At 49.5% G+C, this 19,450-nt stretch carries 13 protein-coding genes; 3 read left to right on the top strand and 10 right to left on the bottom strand.

Annotated features, from left to right (window positions below; all coding sequences use genetic code 11):
• Window positions 1-65: 65 nt before the first annotated feature.
• Window positions 66-1,520: a M48 family metallopeptidase gene (locus EQU24_RS06290; protein WP_017840302.1), complete on the bottom strand. Its 1,455-nt coding sequence runs from the start codon at window positions 1,518-1,520 to the stop codon at window positions 66-68.
• Window positions 1,521-1,965: 445 nt separating this feature from the next.
• Complete coding sequence (locus EQU24_RS06285; RefSeq protein ID WP_017840303.1) at window positions 1,966-3,537, bottom strand: CHASE2 domain-containing protein; 1,572 nt, start codon at window positions 3,535-3,537, stop codon at window positions 1,966-1,968.
• 1,281 nt (window positions 3,538-4,818) lie between these two features.
• On the opposite strand from EQU24_RS06285, the gene EQU24_RS06280 reads away from it, so the two are divergent.
• The 3 genes from EQU24_RS06280 to EQU24_RS06270 are packed head-to-tail and all read left to right on the top strand — an operon-like array spanning window position 4,819 to window position 7,429.
• Window positions 4,819-5,412: an RNA polymerase sigma factor gene (locus EQU24_RS06280; protein WP_017840304.1), complete on the top strand. Its 594-nt coding sequence runs from the start codon at window positions 4,819-4,821 to the stop codon at window positions 5,410-5,412.
• Complete coding sequence (locus EQU24_RS06275) at window positions 5,412-6,047, top strand: hypothetical protein (RefSeq protein ID WP_017840305.1); 636 nt, start codon at window positions 5,412-5,414, stop codon at window positions 6,045-6,047. The genes EQU24_RS06280 and EQU24_RS06275 overlap by 1 nt, the downstream gene beginning before the upstream one ends.
• Before the next feature lie 14 nt (window positions 6,048-6,061).
• Window positions 6,062-7,429, top strand: coding sequence for a caspase family protein (locus EQU24_RS06270; RefSeq protein WP_017840306.1), 1,368 nt, complete (start codon window positions 6,062-6,064; stop codon window positions 7,427-7,429).
• 683 nt (window positions 7,430-8,112) lie between these two features.
• On the opposite strand, the gene EQU24_RS06265 is transcribed toward EQU24_RS06270, so the two are convergent.
• The 8 genes from EQU24_RS06265 to EQU24_RS06230 form a co-directional block, all read right to left on the bottom strand.
• Window positions 8,113-11,307, bottom strand: coding sequence for a type I restriction endonuclease subunit R (locus EQU24_RS06265; RefSeq protein WP_017840307.1), 3,195 nt, complete (start codon window positions 11,305-11,307; stop codon window positions 8,113-8,115).
• Window positions 11,308-11,761: 454 nt separating this feature from the next.
• On the bottom strand, window positions 11,762-12,124 hold the full coding sequence (locus tag EQU24_RS06260; RefSeq protein ID WP_017840308.1) for a HigA family addiction module antitoxin: 363 nt from the start codon (window positions 12,122-12,124) through the stop codon (window positions 11,762-11,764).
• A 12-nt stretch (window positions 12,125-12,136) separates the two neighbouring features.
• Complete coding sequence (locus EQU24_RS06255; protein WP_017840309.1) at window positions 12,137-12,418, bottom strand: type II toxin-antitoxin system RelE/ParE family toxin; 282 nt, start codon at window positions 12,416-12,418, stop codon at window positions 12,137-12,139.
• A 273-nt stretch (window positions 12,419-12,691) separates the two neighbouring features.
• On the bottom strand, window positions 12,692-14,014 hold the full coding sequence (locus EQU24_RS06250; protein ID WP_017840310.1) for a restriction endonuclease subunit S: 1,323 nt from the start codon (window positions 14,012-14,014) through the stop codon (window positions 12,692-12,694).
• Window positions 14,014-15,996 carry a class I SAM-dependent DNA methyltransferase gene (locus EQU24_RS06245; protein WP_017840311.1) on the bottom strand — a complete coding sequence of 661 codons (1,983 nt, stop codon included), beginning with the start codon at window positions 15,994-15,996 and terminating at the stop codon, window positions 14,014-14,016. Before EQU24_RS06245 ends, EQU24_RS06250 begins: the two co-directional genes overlap by 1 nt.
• A gap of 563 nt (window positions 15,997-16,559) precedes the next feature.
• Complete coding sequence (gene arsS / locus EQU24_RS06240; RefSeq protein WP_017840312.1) at window positions 16,560-17,537, bottom strand: arsenosugar biosynthesis radical SAM (seleno)protein ArsS; 978 nt, start codon at window positions 17,535-17,537, stop codon at window positions 16,560-16,562.
• A complete protein-coding gene (locus tag EQU24_RS06235; protein ID WP_017840313.1) occupies window positions 17,530-18,243 on the bottom strand; it encodes a TIGR04282 family arsenosugar biosynthesis glycosyltransferase in 714 nt (237 codons plus the stop codon). The genes arsS and EQU24_RS06235 overlap by 8 nt, the downstream gene beginning before the upstream one ends.
• Complete coding sequence (locus EQU24_RS06230; RefSeq protein ID WP_017840314.1) at window positions 18,243-19,289, bottom strand: methyltransferase domain-containing protein; 1,047 nt, start codon at window positions 19,287-19,289, stop codon at window positions 18,243-18,245. Before EQU24_RS06230 ends, EQU24_RS06235 begins: the two co-directional genes overlap by 1 nt.
• Window positions 19,290-19,450: the final 161 nt, after the last annotated feature.

The following is a 19,450-nucleotide window of genomic DNA, read 5'->3' as shown; positions in this document are numbered from 1 at the left end:
CGCTTTGAAGGCGGATGATGGGGCTTGACTTCTCCAAACCCTGCAATGATTTTTTGATCAAGTATCTAGTGAGCTTGTTTATCACACTCATTCATTAATGCATTGACCCCGGTCGCCACGCACTTCGCGTGCCATCCGGTCATCGCAACTTTGTTCCCCGTTTTTTTATATAAGTGAATGAGCTTAGGCATCAATTGGGGCGGCTCCCCTAAGACCTGGTTGGCCGATAACGCAGACTTCAATCCTTCATCGGCGGATTTTTTTTCGGCTATGGCGATCAATTCCATGTGTTGAGGCAATAAAGAATCCGGGGATAATTCATCCTTCTTCAAAACCGCAATAGCTTCTGCGTTCAACCCGACGGATTTATACGCTTTGAAAGCGCTGTAATGAAGATAAGGAACATTGCCTGCTTGAGTCGTCATCATCTTATCAACCAGTTTTGTCACCGTGGGTGCATTGAGCTTAACCAGCGATCTATTGAGATCGCGCATTAAAGCCAAGCCATCAAGAAAACTTTTGACAGAGGGACTGTTTTTCACACCCACCCATTGCGTTATTCTCTTTTCCGGTCTCGGGGCTCCTGAATGAACGGTCTTAATGTAATCACGAATCGTGTCCTGACGCTCTTTGGTATCGTAATGTTTTTTGCGTAACCAATCTCGAGCCTCGAGAATACTCTCGGAAACACCGGTTATCATAGGAGTAAAATCGACCTCCATCCTTTTGGAATCGATTTTGAAAGAATCGGAAGCCATTTCTAAAAGAGATTCCCTGGATTTTTTTTGTTCCTCATTCAATTCGTCCCAGCGTTTCATTCGCCCCAACAACTCATACATGCCGATGCTGTTATAACCGGCGGCAATGAGAAGATCCGTGCCGAGTTTATCCGCATCGTCTTCTTGAGAACGGTCCAAGACAGGAATGGCCGCACTTTGAATCATTTCCAAAGCCGCCTCATTGGCCAGCAAAGGCAAAGTCTTTTGAGCAATAAGCTGGGTTCTCAATGCAAGATTTGTCAGCCCGTGGATATAATTCCATATTTCTTCGGCATTTCCGGTAATGTGATGTCCCAGCAAGACATGACTATATTCATGCGCCAACAAAGCCGCTAGCTCATCCTCGCTTTCGATGTCCAGTAATATGCCAAAGGGTACGAATATGGCGCCGTCTTCGGTGGCGTTAGCCGAATATGAAGAGTCCGGGACCACGAACACATGCGCGGGCTCCGGAATATCCGTATAAGCTTTTTGAAGGCGCGCCAGAATTTCATTCAAGTAAGCATCAAGCTCAGCCTGCCGGGCGATACCGAAATACGCGCGGCGAAAATTCAATCCCTTCTCGGGATTGGGCGCGTCCCTAGACAAACCTTTTACTGTGCCGGGAGGCAATAGCGGGGATTGATCGGCATCGCTCAGTCTCGCGGTGAATGTCGAACAGCCTGAGGACAATAGCGCAATGCCTATGACAAAAGACTTAATCGCTCTTTTGAGTGGCGAATTAGTATTAACACGCGCCATTATTTACATCCGTCATTATTACCAGGAACAGATGTATTTATATAGTCTATCGAATAACTGCTGGCTCTATCGCAGGTAGCCGTTACCAACGGTTTTTCCGTGGTCCCTATATCGAATTGGTCCAACCATACCATCCCGCGATCCCCATTGATTAAAACATAGCCAGCTGATGAACTCTCCACTATCGGTATTGGCAATGTCGGCAGGTCGTTTATGGTAGCTTCACCGATGCGATTAAAACTCGTTCCATCGCGATGATATAAAGTGAGTGAATCACTATTGAACCTGACTATCATTTGACGTGCCTCGTCAGAATTATCCTTGGATTCATCGGCTTGCGCGAACGAACCGAGATTCAATGAAAATATAGCTATGTAAAACAATATCGTACTGGACTTAAATTTCATTTTTTGTGGCCTTTTCAAGATGAATAGAATGGGTTAGGTTAATGGCGTTCCTGTTGAATCACGCGAATGATCAATTCATAAAGCAATAAAAAACTGAGCCAGTGGACTGCCGGGTAGTGATACTGCGTATAAAGAACAAATGACAGGGCTACAATCAGCAATACCGCGAACAGCCTTAGGCCGAACTGGTAAAAACGCGGCTTCGCGCGAAGCACGACTGCGATCGACCAGGAAACAACCATTGCCATACTTATCAATATAAAATCGAACACTCTTCCTTTATTATGGCTGTAGTAATCCCGACCGTAAGTCATTAAATTATCGAGCGCCATCGCGTGCAGATAAACGCCTGGAAGTTGACCATGGACCGGCGTGAGCACCAGATCATGCATTGCGGACAACCCCGAACCAATCAATACGATTTTGCCCTTGAGTACATCATGAACTTTATCGAAGTTGGTTAGGTCATGAGCCAAAACAGTCACTGTATAGGCGCAAGGCTGACGCGTCTTCTCCATGATGTCGTCGTCAAATCCGGAAATGAAAGTATGAAATATGGACTTAACAAAAGACTGAAAACGATCGGCTTCCGTTGGGTTAATCAGATCGCATTCGCTCAAACGCACCAGCTTTTTGGTCTCCATGATTTTTGAAACAGCACGCCCCCAATGCGGGGTCAACGGTCTGCATAATGCTTTACCCGATAAAAGGTTTGTCGGTTCCACGCATCCGATAGAGCTGTCGGCAGAACACGCCTCTCTGTAAAGCCGTAGCGCCGGCGTTGCAATACTTTGATCAGGATTACAGCTATCATTTTGCGCCTCGCCGGATTTGCTTGCCGGAAGCAGCAGCGGATAACCGCGACCAAAATTCGACCATTCCACGGGAGCTAATTCCACACCCTTTATATGCCCGAATACATTTTTTCGTGAAGTATCGGCTCCTTGAGCCAGAATGAGCGGTACTTTAAATCTGGCTAGGTCTTCCTCTAATTCCTTGCGCGCCTTGTCTAAGGTCTTGTCGTCCGCGCGGTAATTATTAAACTGAACATCGAAAAAGACAGCCTTAGGCTGATTTTTCAATACCCGATGGAGTAAACGGGAGTACCAATCATAATGCGGCGGCCAGGCCTGTCCTTCCTTGATTAAGGTATTGTCATTGATTAAAACCACCACTATTTCATTTTGTGCTTCCGAGCCATAAAATGGCGCCGCTATACGATCGATTATGAATTCCGAATAATCATCGGCCGCCTTCTTTATGCCAAAAGGTGATGCTTTATCCAATAGAAAATTAGTCAGCATCCATGACAAAAAAATCACTGCGGCAACGGAAAACGTTCTTCCCTGAAAAATGACTTCTCGAACCTTATTAATATCACCCTTCAAATCGGAAATTGAAAATAAATTTAAAGCATTTTTAATTCCTTCACGAATGCGCCCTCGAACCTCAACCCTAAATTCACCATCGCTACAAAAACTAACCGTAGGTTTAAAACATTTGACATATAAATCCTCTACGCTTTTTAAATTATCCTGACTTTGGCGAGACGATGAATCCTTGTTATTTGTCTCATTCAAACCGGTATTTGTAATGGTTTTGTTATCCAAGATTATCAGCCTCTTTCAAAATCGATTCCTGCAATGCCTTAAGTTGCTATTATTCAATCCCCAACAGCGAATACAAGTTGGGTGAGTATCAGCCCCACGGCCATTCTCGTTCCCACGCTGGAGCGTGGGAACGATAGGGTGTGTGAATAATTACTTGCCGAAGGGTTATTCAACACATACATTAAAAACGGCTAATAACCTAGCATCCCTCATCTTCAAAAAGAAAAGACTGATTACTTTGCTTTCATATATTGAGCATTTGTTACTAGGCTTAATCGCTCAAACCTTACGTTTGGTTCAATAGTGCAATAATTTTTTTAAGAAATCGCTCCAATAATCCTTACCGGACGGACTTTGTGTATCTTGAAACATCAGAACGACTCTAACGCACAATCAACCATGTCTTTGAAAAGAATATTTTCAAAGACGGATACTTAGGATCAGGCATCAAATAAATCACGCAACGCCATGATTTTTTCGTATACACGGCGCGCAAGCGGGCGTTAAGCGAAGCTATATAACTGTTTGTGCAACGAAGAAGACGGACAAAAAGTCCTATCGGTCGCCTAAGTTATAAAAAGCTCGCTTAGCTAGATTGATGAAATTCCGTGCTACTGCGGACAGTTATTGGGCGGATACAGGGATAGATAATATGTACGCGCCTTGATAAGACGATGCCTGACGGCTTGACGCGGTAGAGAATGGATGATAGATAAAGCGGAGTACAGCAATTGTATATTGTTGTTATTATTCATAGCCGATATTTTTTAATGCTCTATCTCTTCCGGATAGATTTTGTTTTTGAGTTGAAATGTGGCAAAAAAACCGCCACCACTACAATAAGTATTTAGTACACAATCTTAAAAAACATCTGACTGCATGGATTCCCCCCCCCAACTCATCCAAAACATGACGAACGAGCCTCATGACTAATGAGCAATCATATTAAATTGTGCATAGGGTTTATGCCTTTTGCTTTACAGTGCGCAAAAAAAAGCTAACCTACGCCGTAGTCATAAACCTTAAGCGAAGATTAACGTTGTTTCCATATTTTTTCAATCAAAAATTACCATTCTTTTATTAGGAATTTTTTCGCGCATTTACTCAAAAACGTCCAACCCCTTTATTTTTTTGATGCGCCGCGCGCTTCTTGTCTTTTACGAGACGATCTTGTTTAATAGCAGCCATACGACGATAGCCTGACAATTCTTAAGGTTGATTTGATCGTCAACAACCTTTTCAACCCAACTTTTCAAACGCCTGCTTAGGATCCTCACGTTTATGGGCGAACTGATTTCAACTCAAATCGACACGCTTTTAAACCAAATTGCCGCCGGCAACGATAAAGCCATTGAAACGCTGTACCGACATTACCATCGCCCTCTATTCGCCTTTGTTCGACATCTCATTAATGCCGATGAAGCTGCCGACGACATCGTTCACGATACGTTTATGGCGGTATGGAAAAACCCCTTAAATTTCAACGGCCGCAGCAAGTTTTTTACCTGGTTGTGCGCAATTGCAAAAAACAAAACATTGGACCATCAGCGTAAAATCCGACGACATCAGCGATTACCCATTGATGAATGGGATGATGACTTAGCAGATACCGCTGCCGATGCATCATGGGATGTACAGGGGCATTTTGAGGACATTGAGTTGAATGAAATTATGCAAGGCTGTATCGATGCACTGCCTTTGCCGCAACGCGAAGCAACTTATTGGGTTTATTATCAGGATCTGCGACTGGAAGAGGTTGCTCGATTACAAAACAGCCCGGCAAACACTATTAAAACCCGTCTTCTTCATGCACGCTCGAAATTGCGGGATTGCTTGGAAAAGGTTTTTAGTCTCGCGGATACGGAGAAAGGATAATGACCGATTCAGACTTGCATCATTTTCGCGAACTGCTTCCTTTTTGGGTTAACGGCACCTTGGACGAAGATCAGCAACGGTTCATGCGGGAATTCTTGCAACATCACCCTGAGCTACAAGACGAAGTTGATTTCAATCATGCCATACGTCATGCGGTTAAAGCCGTTAGCAATAGATGCTCGACCGATGCCGGTTTACAGCGCTTATTGCAAGCAAGCCGTACTGATCGCCGTCATCGCTTAATCGGCTGGCAGCGGCAGTTAAAAAGCATCTGTCATGACTGGGGATTAACCCCTGCTTTTGCGGTAATGACCTTAATCGTAGCCGTTCAAAGTATGCTGCTTTGGGGACCCTACCGAATCGACGACACGAAGACAGCACTGAAGTCATACCGTAGTATGCCGGAAGCTACCGGCACTGCGGACATCAAGATCACTGTCGACCCCGGCACCGATTTTGGGGAGTTGGTAATTTTGCTCCGGCAAAACGGTGCGCGCATCGTAAACGGCCCTTCGGAAAGCGGCGAATTGTGGCTTTCATTGGATGAGCGCAATCAACTGGATCATGTCGTTCAACAATTACTCGGCGCGACGGGCATTATGGATGTCATGCCGATTGAACCCGGCGATGGCTAGAAGCCACATCAACGATGCAATTCAATCATTTGTTCGGTTCATGGATACTCGGCTGCGCATTCGGTTTGATCGGTGTTTGTTGGGCTGATGAAGCCGCTCATCTACCGCAGCGTCATGCATTGATACTTGCTAATAGCGCCTATACCAACAGTCCATTACTCAACCCGCGAAACGATGCGGAATTAATGGCTTCCACATTGCGGCAGCTCGGGTTTGAGGTCGGCATTGAACACAATCTCAATCGCGAGCAACTGTTCGCATCAACGCGTAAATTCAGCGAGCGCTTGCCATCGGGCGCCATCGGTCTGGTCTTTTATGCCGGCCACGGCATACAAGTCAATGGCAGCAATTATCTAGTGCCCGTCGACATGCAGCCGACGGGAGAGCAAAGCGTCCCCCTCAAGGCGTTTCCGCTGCAAAGTCTCATCGACCGCCTACATGCTGCCTCGTCCGCGGTCAATATCGTCATTCTGGATGCATGCCGCAATAATCCGTTTCGCCCTTCCTCCCGCAATCGTTACCGGGATTTTGCCAATCTCGGTCTGGCCAAAACCGTCATTCCCAAGGGCACGGTCATCGCCTATTCAACCGCGCCGGGCCAGTTGGCCGAGGATGGAGCCGGCCGCAATAACAGTCTGTACACGAAAACGCTGACGGAACAAATGCGGCAAACAGGCCTAACGATTGAGGAAGCACTAAAAAATGTTGCCGCCATCGTTCGCAAGCAAACACTGGATGATCAACAGCCGTGGTTTGAGACCTCGTTGGTCGATGAGTTTTATTTTCTTCCTCCGCCCGGCGTCACCCTGTTGACCCACTCAAAAACCGTATCGACGCGTTCGGGTTCAACGAGCAGTCAAAATAGAAACCTTGAACCTTCAACGTGGTACACCTCTTTACCAGCTGGAGAATGGGCTGCAGTCGAATCCCAATTAGAAAAACGGATGAAAAATCTGACCGAAGATGAAGTTCCTTTGCTTGAACATCGTGCCGAGAATAGTAATGTGATTGCGATGACAACGCTAGGATTTGCTTATCGCAATGGCTTTTTTCAGGGAAGAGGCAACAATGGGCGTGACATTATTAGAGGCGGAGCCAACAATACAAAAAGCGTATATTGGCTACAACAAGCAGCGCTTGCAGGGTTTCCTATCGCTCAACTCGAATTGGGCGAAATGATTCTGCAAGGCATTGGAGTTGATAGCGATGAAAGTGTTGGCATGAATTGGCTGGAGCGCGCCAGCCATTCGAATTACCCTGCCGCCAAAATCATCTATGCGCAACGGACGGCCGGCATCGACCCGTCCGTTGCATTAACGGCGGAAGGACAGTTAAAGACACTGCAAATTCTTATGGATGTCGCTAAAAAATTAAGAGAATAACCGTTTTTTTCTTAATCTAGACCTATTCACACTTCGAATTTCTCCACACTGAATAAACAATATAGGGCCAGATTATCGCGAATAGGACCGATTGCAGCTCCTCGGCACGTTATTCAATGAAGCGACAATCACAAATTCATCCCCGCATGCCTAAGCCGCACTGCCATTAAGTTAAGCCGTTCGTGGTGAGCTTGTCGAACCATGGACGGCTTAACTTATCGACCCAGGCTTTTCCATTCACCCTTCGACAGGCTCAGGGCGAACGGAAAAATCCTTAACTTAATGGCAGTGATGCCTAAGCCGGGCAAAACCGAGTAAGGATTTGGTCATAAATAACTTACCTATTTAATGGAGGGTTAGGTTGCTCGATTGGCAAGTGTCGGCGGCAGGGCAGAATTTTGCTCCTCGGCAATTGCTGAGTTACATGGATGTAATGAATGCAGAAAATGCAGGAGCATTTTTCTGCCCTGCATCGCCTAAAGCGCCTACTGTTGATGCCCTAATACACGCCATCCATGGCGTAATGCAAAATCTGCATTCATGCCATGCATGGCAATCAGTCACCGCCGTCAAGCCTACACGGACGTATTCACGGCGTCTTGCCAAGCGAGTTCCCGAACCCTCAACAAAGGCCATCGTTCCAGGACGTTATTTATCACGAAATCCTAAATAGCGCCTGCAAATCAAGGCCGATCAATTAGATCCTTGGCGTTTCCATGCTTCATAATGTCGTAAACGAGGTCGAAAAATGCGCCCATGGTTTGCTTATCTTTCAACAGCACCCTGGCCAAATCATTATGCGATTTCATCGCGTCGACCGTTGCCGCCCGAACAACCCGAGGCAAATCGCCTTGCAATGCCTGCTCTTTGGTGTTGTTTTCCACCTGCTCCGTCACGCGATTATTTCTCATAGCAATATCGACAATCTGGGAAGTAAAGTGCCGTTGCCCCACATCGCCGGAAATATCGCCGAACAGCTCATTCATCCTCGCAATGATTTGACTGATAAACTCTTTTTCCCTGTCGCTTGGTTCCGCTTCATTCGGCTTGATCGGTTTTAGCAGATATTTTTCGCCTTCCTCATCGACTTTTTGTTCGGCACGGATTTGATAGTTTGCCAGCACCAGCCCGGTCAGATCGATCTGTTCGGGGGAGATGCCCGCCAGGCGTTTACTGTAAATCTTCGCGAACGCGGCGAAATTTTCCAGTTCCGCATCGCCGAGTTCGACCAACTGCGCAATGTAGTTGTATATTCGCACAAAGCGCCCGAGATCGGTTTTAAACCGCATCAAACCTTCCCGCGCCTTCGCGAATTCGCTGCGCTGAGATTCCGCGTATTCCCGCGCTTTTTTGTCGTCTTCCACTACCGCCTTGTCGATCGCGGCATCCCATTTTTCGATGGCGCCCGACAATATTTTCAATTTGCTGTTGAAGACGTCCGTGGGACGCTGGGTCGCGCTATAGAGCTTTTTATGCAGGCTTTCGTCCGTTTCCTTACCCGGAACCGCTTTGCCTCTGGCCTTTTTGAAGGCTTCAAGGTCTTCGAATTGGTAAATGCCCGCATTGTCCAATAGCGCCTTCGCGTCATAGACGACATTGCAATCTTGAACGGACTCCAATTCCGCGCCGTCGTCGTATTGCTTGAAGGCATCCAGAATGGTTTTCGGGTCATTGACGAAATCGATGATATAAGTCACGTCCTTGCCCGGATAGGTCCGGTTGAGGCGATTCAGCGTTTGCACCGCTTCGACGCCGCTGACTTTCTTATCCAAATACATGCCCACCAGCTTCGGCTGATTGAAACCGGTCTGAAATTTATTCGCGACGATCATCACTTGATATTCGGAACGCTCGAATTCCTGACGCAAGTCTCCCGTGGCATCGGGATTGAGATTGTATTCGGTGTACTCTTTTTCGATATCGAGGGAGTCCTTCTCGTCGTCTTTGCCGAGCGATTTGCCTTCCACCTTGCCGGAGAATGCGACCAAGGCTTTGATATGTTGGAGATTGTGTTTTTTAATGTATCGATCGAAAGCCAATTTATATTTGACCGCCTGCGCTCGCCCGCCGGTGACCACCATGGCTTTTGCCTCGCCGTTCAAAAGCCCTGCAATATTCCGGGTGAAATGATCGATGATGAACTCCACTTTCTGAGAAACGATCGTCGGATGCAGCGACTTCCAGCGCGCCAGCGATCGGCGGGCGAATTTTTTGTCCACGCGTTTATCGTTTAGCCCCTGATCGCCCAAACGAACGGCTTGCGAATACGGCGTATAGTTTCTAAGCACATCGAGAATAAAGCCCTCCTCTATCGCTTGCCGCTGGGTATAGCGATGAAAGGCTACCGGCTTGTTGTCGTCCGATACCGGCATGTCCGGGTTTTCCGGTCTACCGAACAGCGTAAACGTGCTGTGTTTCGGCGTTGCGGTAAACGCAAAATGGCTGACATTGGCGGGGCGCACACGGGATTTCTGAATCTCCAACAACACTTCTTCCAGAGTCATCTCTTCGAGCTTCGTCTTAGAATCCAAGGACAGCGCCGCCCTCAAACCTTGGGCGGTAGAACCGGTTTGCGAGGTATGCGCCTCGTCGATGATCACCGCGAAATGACGGTTTTTCAGCGATTGCTCGGTCAAAATGGCTTCCATCGCAAACGGGAAGGTTTGAATAGTCACGACGATGATCGGCACGCCCTGCTTGAGGGCTTCAGCCAGCCGATGACTTTTGGACCGGCCTCCGCGCAGATTGGCATCGATGGTTTCGACCACGCCGAACTGGTGATCCAATTGTTTGACGGCATCCTGCAACTGCGCATCGAGCACGGTGCGGTCGGTCACTATGATCACCGAGTTGAAATAGGCTCTGCCGTCGGGATAGCGCAGCTTGATCAGATCGTGAGCCGTCCAGGCGATGGTGCTGGTTTTGCCGGACCCGGCAGAATGTTCGCACAAATACTGCCGACCCGGACCCAGCGCCTTGGCGTCCGCGATCATCGCATTCACGGCTTCGAACTGGTGATACCGGGGAAAGATCAAGGTCTCGGCCTTGTAAGGCATGCCGAACTTGTCGACCGTATCCTTGGTTTCCACATACACGAAGCTGTGAAAAATGCGCAGCCAGGCATCGCGCTGACAAATTTCCTCCCAAAAGTAGGCCACCGGATATTCGCCGTCGTCGCGGGCCTTATTGCCCGCATGACCGTCATTGCCTTTGTTGAAGGGCAAAAAGAAGGTTTTCTCGCCGTCCAGCTTCGTGGTCATTGCAATCTCGCTGTCACTCATCGCAAAATGCACGACGGCGCCGCGTCTGAAGGTCAACAAGGGCTCTTTACGTCGGGTTATCGGATCTTGCGGCAAGCGGTCGCGCTTGTATTGCCAAATCGCATCCTCGATGGCCTGGGTAAAATCGGTTTTTAGTTCCACCGTTGCCACAGGAATACCATTGATGAAAAAGCCCAAATCAATCGCCCACTCTCGCGTGGGGCAGTATTTCAACTGCCGCACCACGCGCAGAATAGTGTTTTGGTATTTCGCGACCTCCTTGCTGTTGCGGTCATCTTCCGGGGCGGCCTGGCTCATCGCGACATTGCCCGCGCCCGCGATATCGAAACCTTGGCGAAGCACCTTGATGGTGCCGCCGGTTTTGGCCGCCAGCGCTTTCTCCAACCTATCCAACACCGCTTTATCGGCATCGCCGCCGTTCAATCGGGTGAGTTTTTCCCAGGTTTGCGGCTGAGAGGTTTTAATCCAGCTCACCACATCTTCGGGATACAACGCCCGCACCGGGTCGTAATGGCTATTGGCGCCCTCCACCCAGCCGTTATCGACCAGCTTTTTGACGATGTAGGTTTCTAAGTGAACTTCGTGATGGGCTGCCATGCTCTGATCCGGATTGTTGTTTAATACCTTGCCAAATTACCATTCGGTGGAATATCGGTTAGCCTCGCCCCCTAAATGGACTGGGAGTCTCCGATCGTGCTTCGGTGAGGTCATCGGGGTCGTTCGCTTTTCACGTCAACATTGAATCACTGACCCGCTAAATTAAAGAAAAGCCGTTTCCGTTAACTTAGCCTGCCCTTTAGGAATATGCACAAAATAACTTCTACAAGTAGTAGGCTTTGCGGAGGTTCGGTGACTCGCTTGACAGGACGCCGTGAATACATCCCTGTAGGCTTGACGGCGGCTATCCCTGCCGCCGACACCTGTCAATCGAGCCACCGAACCCCCTTCCAACAGTTGTCTATGTTATTTCATGCTCGTTCCTTAGTTAAACAAAACCCGGTTTCGTTAACTTAAAATTGCGTCGAGGCACGAATCCCCCTGTCGCATGGCTTCAGCCTGCCGCCGATGCTTCAAATCGATGAATGCGCGTCAACGCCTCGCCCAAGGCATCCTTGGCTTTTGCCGTGTCGTAATCGGTTTGCAAACCCACCCAAAAACCCTCACTCATACCGAAAAAACGCGACAAACGCAGTCCTGTATCAGCGGTGATGGCGCGTTTACCGGCAACGATTTCACCGATACGCCGCTGCGGCACGTTAATTCCTTTGGCAAGCCGGTACTGAGTGATACCTAGCGGCTTGAGAAACTCTTCCAGCAAGACTTCACCGGGGTGAACGGGCGGCAGCTTGCCACCGCTGATGTCAGTTACATCAGAAAAATCCACGGAATCAATCTCATCAATAGAAATGCTCATGGTCTACCTCTTTCAATGGTAATCAACGATTTCAACGTCAAAGGCATCGCCGTTTTCAAACCGAAAACAAAGACGCCATTGGCCGTTGATACGGATGCTGTACTGATCGGCACGGTCGCCGGATAATTTTTCCAGGCGGTTGCCGGGCGGGATGCGCAGATCATTCACATCCGCCGCTCGATGCAACAACGTCAACTTAATTAAGGCCATACGCTGCAAATCCGCACCGAACCGATGCACGGGTTTACGAGCAAACACGGCAGCGGTTTCTTTATTGGCGAAGGTCTTAATCATGGCATCATAGTAACGAGAGGCGTTAGTATCGTCAACACTTAGAACAAATCTCGACCCATCCGGCGACGAGTTGATGTAGCTCCGATTTACCCTGAGGCTATAAAAGCTTAGCGTAATCGGAGGAACGAAGGTTATCCATAACATGCGTCCGATTACGCTATCGCTAATCGGACCTACGCAGACTGAATTCAATGTAGGGGCGATTTTAATCGCCCTGGCCGAATGAATTCGCCCCTACACGGCTTCGCGGTTCGGGTTTGTTTTCTAATTGACTCACGCGGCTTCCTCCTTGTAATTGCGAACGTCGATTTTGCCGGTCACGGCGGCGCTGATTAGGGCTGTGCGGTGTTCTTTGAGCAAATCAATTGACGTATTGGTTTCTTCAATGATTTTTTCCAAACGCAAGGTGTGTTCGTGAATAAAACTAAGCGCTGATAGTTGCTCGTTAATGGGTGGGACGGGAAACTTTATTTTTGCCAGAGATTCACGATTAATTTTTGGCATAGCAACGCGATCAGATTCAAGAATTGCATTACGCGTGAATTCATTACTCAAAATCAACCACAGTAGATATTCATTCAGCATTCTCGAGTCACAATTCAACGGATACATATCCGCACTGCAAATTGTTTCCTCATCTTCGCAAATACAAGCCTTGGCAAGCCCCGGGCGAATTTTGCTGTAAATGACTTCGCCTTTTTTACACAAATATTTCCCACTATCAGCGCCTTGCTCTCTAGCTGTTTCCTTTTTAATAATACGGCCAGAAGAAGACTCAACGTGGTTTGGCGCAATTAAAATAAAGTTACTCCAAGGTTCTTCAGTTGGATCAACTTGCCCATTTCTGATGCTGACAAAATGTGAAAATTTGATGAGTCCCCAATGCACCGGCACTTCAGCTATCCACTCGATGCCGGAATCTTTCATTTTGACGTTGGGATCAAGGCCTTTGGTGACGACGTGGCTGATCAGTGCTTGGCGCTTTTCTTTCAGCAGCTTGATAAAGTTTTGCTTTTCGGCAATCAGCTTGTCGATGCGTGACGTTTCCCGGTCTAGGAAGTTGGCGATGGCTTTTTGCTCAATGTCTGAAGGTGTTGGACTCTTGAAATATTCAACATAATTTGTTGATACACGTTTTAATCCGCCGGCACCCAACATATGCGAAGCCCCAGGAAGCCTAAAGATATAACTGGAAATCAAATAAAAGAGAAACTTTGTGCGAACCATTTTAGGTCTGAGAACATATAGTTCAGTAGTCCCAAAACCATAACCATTGCACAGATTTCTAGCTATTGCTGATTTTCCGTTTTCAAAGCAGGGGGTAACTTTTGCAAAAATCACATCACCTTCTGCAAAGAAGCTATAACCCTGCCTTACTTCTGATGCGTGCTTTTGTATAGATGTGTCTAGATCACCGTTTGTACCTAAATTTTCCATTGGAATGAATGAAACGAGTCTGTCCAAGTCAGCATTAAGATCTTTAGGTACTGACGGCCCAATTTCAGCAATATGTTTTAGTGGTTTTATTGTCCATTCACTTGGTATTTGACCTAGGTATTCAACTCCAGAATCTTTATATTCAGGATAAGCCTTCATCACTCCGCCACCTCATCCAACAACGCCTGAATCCTAGCCTCGCAGGCTTTCAAATCCGCGTCGATCTCATGCAACGGTCTGGGCGGCACGTATTGATAGAAGTAGCGGTTGAAGTTGATTTCGTAGCCGACGATACCGACCTCGCCGTCTTTGGCGTCGCGCACGCTGTAATCGATGAAGGCATCGGGCACATGCGGCAGCACTTCGGATTTGAAATAGTCTTCTACCGGCGTGCCGAAGGGAATGCTTTCGCTGTCGTTGAGCGAAGTGTCGGGAATGACTTGGCCTTTGTCGTCCCGCACCGGCTCGGCGGTTTCGTCGCGCTCGATAAAGGCGGCAATGAAGGCATTGGCGAGCGCCTTGCTTGTTTTACCGAAGCCTTCGGTTTTGTTTTTGGCGTTGACGATCTCGAAGGCCCATTGATATTCCTGTTCGCCAAGATGTTCCCTGAAGAAATCGATCCAGGCGGTTTGCTGCGCTTCGTCGAGCTTTTCGAAGGCCTTTTGCTCGAACAGAGTTTGGATCCTTTCTTTGCTGATCGCCAGCTTGGCTTTGAGCGGACGCTTGATCGCGACCTTGCGGTAGGCGAAGTCGGTGGTGTTGAAAATTTTGCTGCGCCCGGTTTCCGCGAAGGCGGCGTATTCGCGCACGACCTCGTCGATCTGTTCGTCGCTCAGATAGCGGCGCTTGGTGCCTTCGGATTTACGCATCGCGGTCCAGGTATCGCTCAGGTTGATCAACTGCACCTTGCCTTTGCGTTGTTTTTCTTTGTGGTTGGAGAGTATCCACACATAGGTGCCGATGCCGGTGTTGAAGAACATATCGGTCGGCAGCGCGACGATGGCTTCGACCAGATCCCGCTCCAGCAACCAGCGGCGTATTTCGCTCTCGCCGGAACCGGCGTCTCCGGTAAACAGCGGCGATCCGGACAGCACAATGCCGACCCGGCCGCCGCCGTGTTCCGGACGTTCCATTTTGCTGACCAAATTCAGCAAAAACAACATGGAGCCGTCGCTGACGCGCGGCAGGCCCGGGCCGAAGCGTCCTGCGTAGCCCAGTTCCTTGTGTTCTTTCTCGACCGCTTCTTTGTCTTTGTCCCATTTGATACCGAACGGCGGATTGGCCAAACCGTAGTGGAAGCGTTTGTCTCGGTGCCGGTCGTTGGATAGCGTGCTGCCTTGGGCGATGTTTTCGGACTTGTAGCCGCGAATCAGCATGGCGGTGAGCGCCATGGCATGGGTTTTCGGGTCCAGCTCCTGGCCGTAAGGCACGATGGTGGCGGTGGAGCCCAGTTGCTTGATCTGGTCGACGGCATCGCTGATGAAACCTAGCAGGCCGCAGGCAGGATCGTACACGGTGCGAATGACGCCTTTTTCCGAGAACACGGCTTCATCCGGAACCAGTACCAGTTTGGTGGCCAGGCGCACGACGTCTTTCGGGGTCATGAATTCCCCGGCCTTTTCGTTGATACTGGCGGCAAACTGTCGGATCAGGTCTTCATAGGCATTGGACATCACCCGGTCGGAGACCATTTCCGGATGCAGGTCGATAGCCGCGAACTGACGCGTCATGCGGTACAGCAGGCGGGCTTTGTCCAATTCGTGTATCGTGTTGATGAAGCCGAATTCTTCGAAGATCACCCGCACATTGGCGCTGAACTTACTGATGTAGTCTTCCAGATTGGCGCGGGTGTTAGTCCCGCCGAGCGTATCCAGCGTGTACCGGCTGATGTTGTAAAACGGCAAGCCGGAGAAGGACGGCAGGATCAGATCGAGATCGATGCCGGAGTCTTTTTCGTTGTCGTATTCTTTGAGCACGACGTCCTTGGTCGGCTCCAGCACGCATTCGAGGCGGCGCAGCAGCAGTAAGGGAATGATGATGCGGGCAAAGTCGGTGTGTTTGAAGTCGCCCCACAGGTCGTCGGCTATTTTCCAGATGAAGTTGGAAAGGGTCGTGCTGTCGCTAGTTTTGATACTATCCATTAGATCGTTATTTTTCTTAATCGCTTGATGTCGGTCGAATGCCGTTCACTATTTCCGGCACGCACAAAAAATGCTATCCCACCGAATTGCCGGTTTTTTAACGGACTGTCAAAAATGAGGATTCCCACTTAAGGCGGGACAAAAGCACTAAGGATTAACCGTTCGCCCTGAGCCCTTCGGCTGCGCTCAGGAGAGCCCTATCGAAGGGCGAACGGTAGTTTGAGGCTTCACCAAGCCGGTGAAAGTGTTGTAGACCCTTCATGCTTCGACTTGGCTCAGCACGAACGGTCTACAACACATGCCAACTGCTCTTTTTAGGTTAAACTGCCCCGCGTTAAGTGAGTAGCCAAAAATGAACCGGCTGTTCCAACCATGATGGCCGCAGTCTGCCGCTAGCGGCAGGCCTTCAAACCGGGTCGTCATTCTAACATCGCCGCACTTAATCGTTACGGACTATCTTATACGCTGTTCAGATCTTCAAGAATAAAGCGCTCACCGGTCGCACGTGACCGCCGAAATTTCATGTGCGATTATTGCCGCCGACAAGCCATTTACCGCTTGGGTTAGAGCGCGCCGCCGCAACTCGAACCTTGGCCCGCGGTACAGCCGAAACAATGTTCGGCCACTTGAATCGGCGCCGAATCCAGATCTTCAGACAACAAATCGCCGATATGAACCGGCTGTTTACCGCCCAGCGGCAAGTCCAACATTTGATTGAAATCGCAGTCATAGACGTAACCTTGCCAATCGATGCTCAACAGGCTTTTGCACATGACCTTGCTCAGGTTTTCCGGTCGATAGGCATTCTTGAGCAATCGCAGATAATCGTCAAAGACTTGTCGGCTATCGGTTTCATGCTTGCCGCCCGCCATCAGTACCGCGCCGAAACGTTGTATCGGCATGTTGGTAATGGCCAACAAGCGGTTAAATACAATACCGAATTCACCGCCCAAATGGTCGCGATATTGCTGTTCGAGCGCTTGCTGCGGCGGCGGGAGCACCGGGCCCTGAGGATTAAATACCAAATTCAGCTCCAAGCCGCTATCCGGCCGCCCGTAACCGAGTTCATTGAGTCGCTTTAGTGCGGCAATCGAGGACGAAAACACTCCTTTGCCGCGCTGCGCATCGACGTTATCGCCGATATAGCACGGCAAGGACGCGATAATTTCGACCTGCTGTCCGGCCAGGAATTCGGCGGCCCATTCGTAACCCGGCTCGACCAAAATGGTCGGATTGCAGCGGTCGATGACGTGGAGACCTTGCCGCCTCGCGGTCTCGACCAGCCAGCGAAAATCCGGATTCATTTCCGGCGATCCGCCGGTCAGATCCAAGGTCTGTATGCTTTGTTTTTCGGCGAATTGCAACGCATTTGCCATGACTTCGCGCGCCATCAACTCGGTGCGCTTAGGTCCCGCGTTCACATGACAGTGGACGCAGCTCAGATTACAGAGATAGCCCAGGTTCATCTGCAGCGTCGTCAACTGCGCTCTGCGCAGAGCGGGGAATTCGCTTTTGAGCAATAACGGCTTACTGTTATACATAAGGCCCCTCATCGAATGTCGTAAACTCAGGCGTCAACCCATATAAAAAACGCATCAGGTGAACCTGTTCCGGTACCGGCGACGCCAGTGCTTGCAGTGCTTTATGTAAGACAAGTAAATCGGACGGCTCGTCAACATCTTGCAGCACTCGTAGCGTTTGCACTTCGCCCCATTGCTTGACGGCATTGAGAAACTGCGTGCCGGTATCGGCGGTGCTATATTCGACATCGGTCCACCAAGGCCCGAGCAGAGAACAATTGCCCCCAAACAGCCAAAACCCGCCGTCGAGACTCGGCCCGAAAGCAAAACGAGCTTGCTCTTCGTGCGCCAGCCAGCTTGAAGCTTGCTGCAAATCGGCAACGGTCATTTGCGGAATATCGGCTCCTACCAACATAACAAAATCATGATTTTGTATTAAATGCTCATAAACATGACGCATGCGCTCACCCAAACCGCCCTCGCCTTGCCACAGACACGACATGCCTCGCCAAATTTCGTTAGTCGCCGCGATTTCTTCGGCCACGGCATAATAGCCTTGAAGCTCACATGATTGTTCTGCCTGTTTGATGACGGCTGCCGTTGACCGTGCTGCCTGCCAATGAAATTGCTCGGCCCTGTCGGTTCCAAGCTTCACCGCCAAGCGTGTTTTGATCGGCGAGAGCCCCGGGGTTTTGACGAATAAGGCAATCGCGCCGCGTGCGGCCATCAGCAACACGCCGCGCCAGAAGTTAGATTCGTGCTGCTGTTCGGCGGCGCGCAGTCGAACAGACCGAAATGCACGTTTTTGTCGCCTAATAGCTCGAAATGACGGCCGTAGCGGCTGCCGCCGAGCATGTCGGCGGTATTGCCGCACACGCGCAAGGGCCTTCCGCTTTCGAAATGATGATGATCGTCAAGATCGAAAAAATGCGGATGACCTGCGATCGTGCCTCGGTAAGTCGCGACTTGCCCGAAATCTTCGCAGCGGTCTTCTAGCGGCAGTTTGAATACCCGTATCGTGACCGAACGAAACCCGATCATGCCGATTTTGGCATGCACTTCGTCATCATCGATATCGATCGGGCTTTCGCTGACGATACGCACATCGGGACAGCCAAGATCCTGCAAGGCGCGGCGAAAATCCTCCCAATAAAACGCCCCGGCCAGACACTCGCCGAGCAATACCGGTTCCAACTTAAGTTGTTCGGGGATGCGCCGGTCGGCATAGACATCGGAAAAATACAATTCGCCGCCGGGTTTGAGTACTCGGAAAATTTCCGACAGCACGCGCCGCTTGTCCGGCGACAAGTTGACGACGCAATTCGACACGACCACGTCGATCGAATTGTCGGCGATACCGAGCGAGGCCAAATCCTCGATATAACCCTGTCTGAACTCGACATTCGAACGCGCATAACCGTAACGTTCGGCATGCCAATCGCGATAGGTTCGCGCGATATCGAGCTGTTCATCGGTCATATCGACGCCGATAACCCGCCCGTTTTCGCCAACCAGCCGGGACAACAAATAACAGTCGCGCCCCGTCCCGCAGCCCAAATCCAAAACCGTGCTGCCTTCGAGCGCCGGCGGCAGCGGCGAACCGCAGCCGTAAAAGCGCTCGACGACTTCGGGATGGACATCCTTGAGTAAAGCGCGCAAATGCTTTGGAAAGGCATCGGCCGTGCAACACGCGCTGGTTTTCAAATCCTGGCTCGAGTTGAGCACTTTGCCGTAGTAGTTTTTTATCGAATCGGTTATCGCGGTTTCGTTCATGACTATACCTATCAAACTTCAAATATCGGCATTAACCTATGAAGGTGCCGGGTTATTCAGCAAAGGCTTTGCTAGCAGGTCCGATTTTTGCTTCCGGAAAAATCACTATTAGCAACCTCCGTGACGTTCAGATGCTATCACAAAGCTTATTTGGATGTATT

Source organism: Methylotuvimicrobium buryatense (assembly GCF_005931095.1).
In the GTDB taxonomy this organism is placed as follows: domain Bacteria; phylum Pseudomonadota; class Gammaproteobacteria; order Methylococcales; family Methylomonadaceae; genus Methylotuvimicrobium; species Methylotuvimicrobium buryatense.
The sequence above is the reverse complement of the archived record's forward strand: the minus strand, read 5'-3'. Positions and strand labels throughout refer to the sequence as shown.

What these genes read in the sequence shown, in the direction of transcription:
- EQU24_RS06290 (WP_017840302.1), bottom strand. Translation starts at nt 1,520, where the DNA reads ATGGCGCGTGTTAATACTAATTCGCCACTCAAAAGAGCGATTAAGTCT.
- EQU24_RS06260 (WP_017840308.1), bottom strand. Translation starts at nt 12,124, where the DNA reads ATGAGCATTTCTATTGATGAGATTGATTCCGTGGATTTTTCTGATGTA.
- EQU24_RS06245 (WP_017840311.1), bottom strand. Translation starts at nt 15,996, where the DNA reads ATGGATAGTATCAAAACTAGCGACAGCACGACCCTTTCCAACTTCATC.
- EQU24_RS06275 (WP_017840305.1), top strand. Translation starts at nt 5,412, where the DNA reads ATGACCGATTCAGACTTGCATCATTTTCGCGAACTGCTTCCTTTTTGG.
- EQU24_RS06280 (WP_017840304.1), top strand. Translation starts at nt 4,819, where the DNA reads ATGGGCGAACTGATTTCAACTCAAATCGACACGCTTTTAAACCAAATT.
- arsS (WP_017840312.1), bottom strand. Translation starts at nt 17,537, where the DNA reads ATGTATAACAGTAAGCCGTTATTGCTCAAAAGCGAATTCCCCGCTCTG.
- EQU24_RS06235 (WP_017840313.1), bottom strand. Translation starts at nt 18,243, where the DNA reads ATGGCCGCACGCGGCGCGATTGCCTTATTCGTCAAAACCCCGGGGCTC.
- EQU24_RS06250 (WP_017840310.1), bottom strand. Translation starts at nt 14,014, where the DNA reads ATGAAGGCTTATCCTGAATATAAAGATTCTGGAGTTGAATACCTAGGT.
- EQU24_RS06230 (WP_017840314.1), bottom strand. Translation starts at nt 19,289, where the DNA reads ATGAACGAAACCGCGATAACCGATTCGATAAAAAACTACTACGGCAAA.
- EQU24_RS06255 (WP_017840309.1), bottom strand. Translation starts at nt 12,418, where the DNA reads ATGATTAAGACCTTCGCCAATAAAGAAACCGCTGCCGTGTTTGCTCGT.
- EQU24_RS06265 (WP_017840307.1), bottom strand. Translation starts at nt 11,307, where the DNA reads ATGGCAGCCCATCACGAAGTTCACTTAGAAACCTACATCGTCAAAAAG.
- EQU24_RS06270 (WP_017840306.1), top strand. Translation starts at nt 6,062, where the DNA reads ATGCAATTCAATCATTTGTTCGGTTCATGGATACTCGGCTGCGCATTC.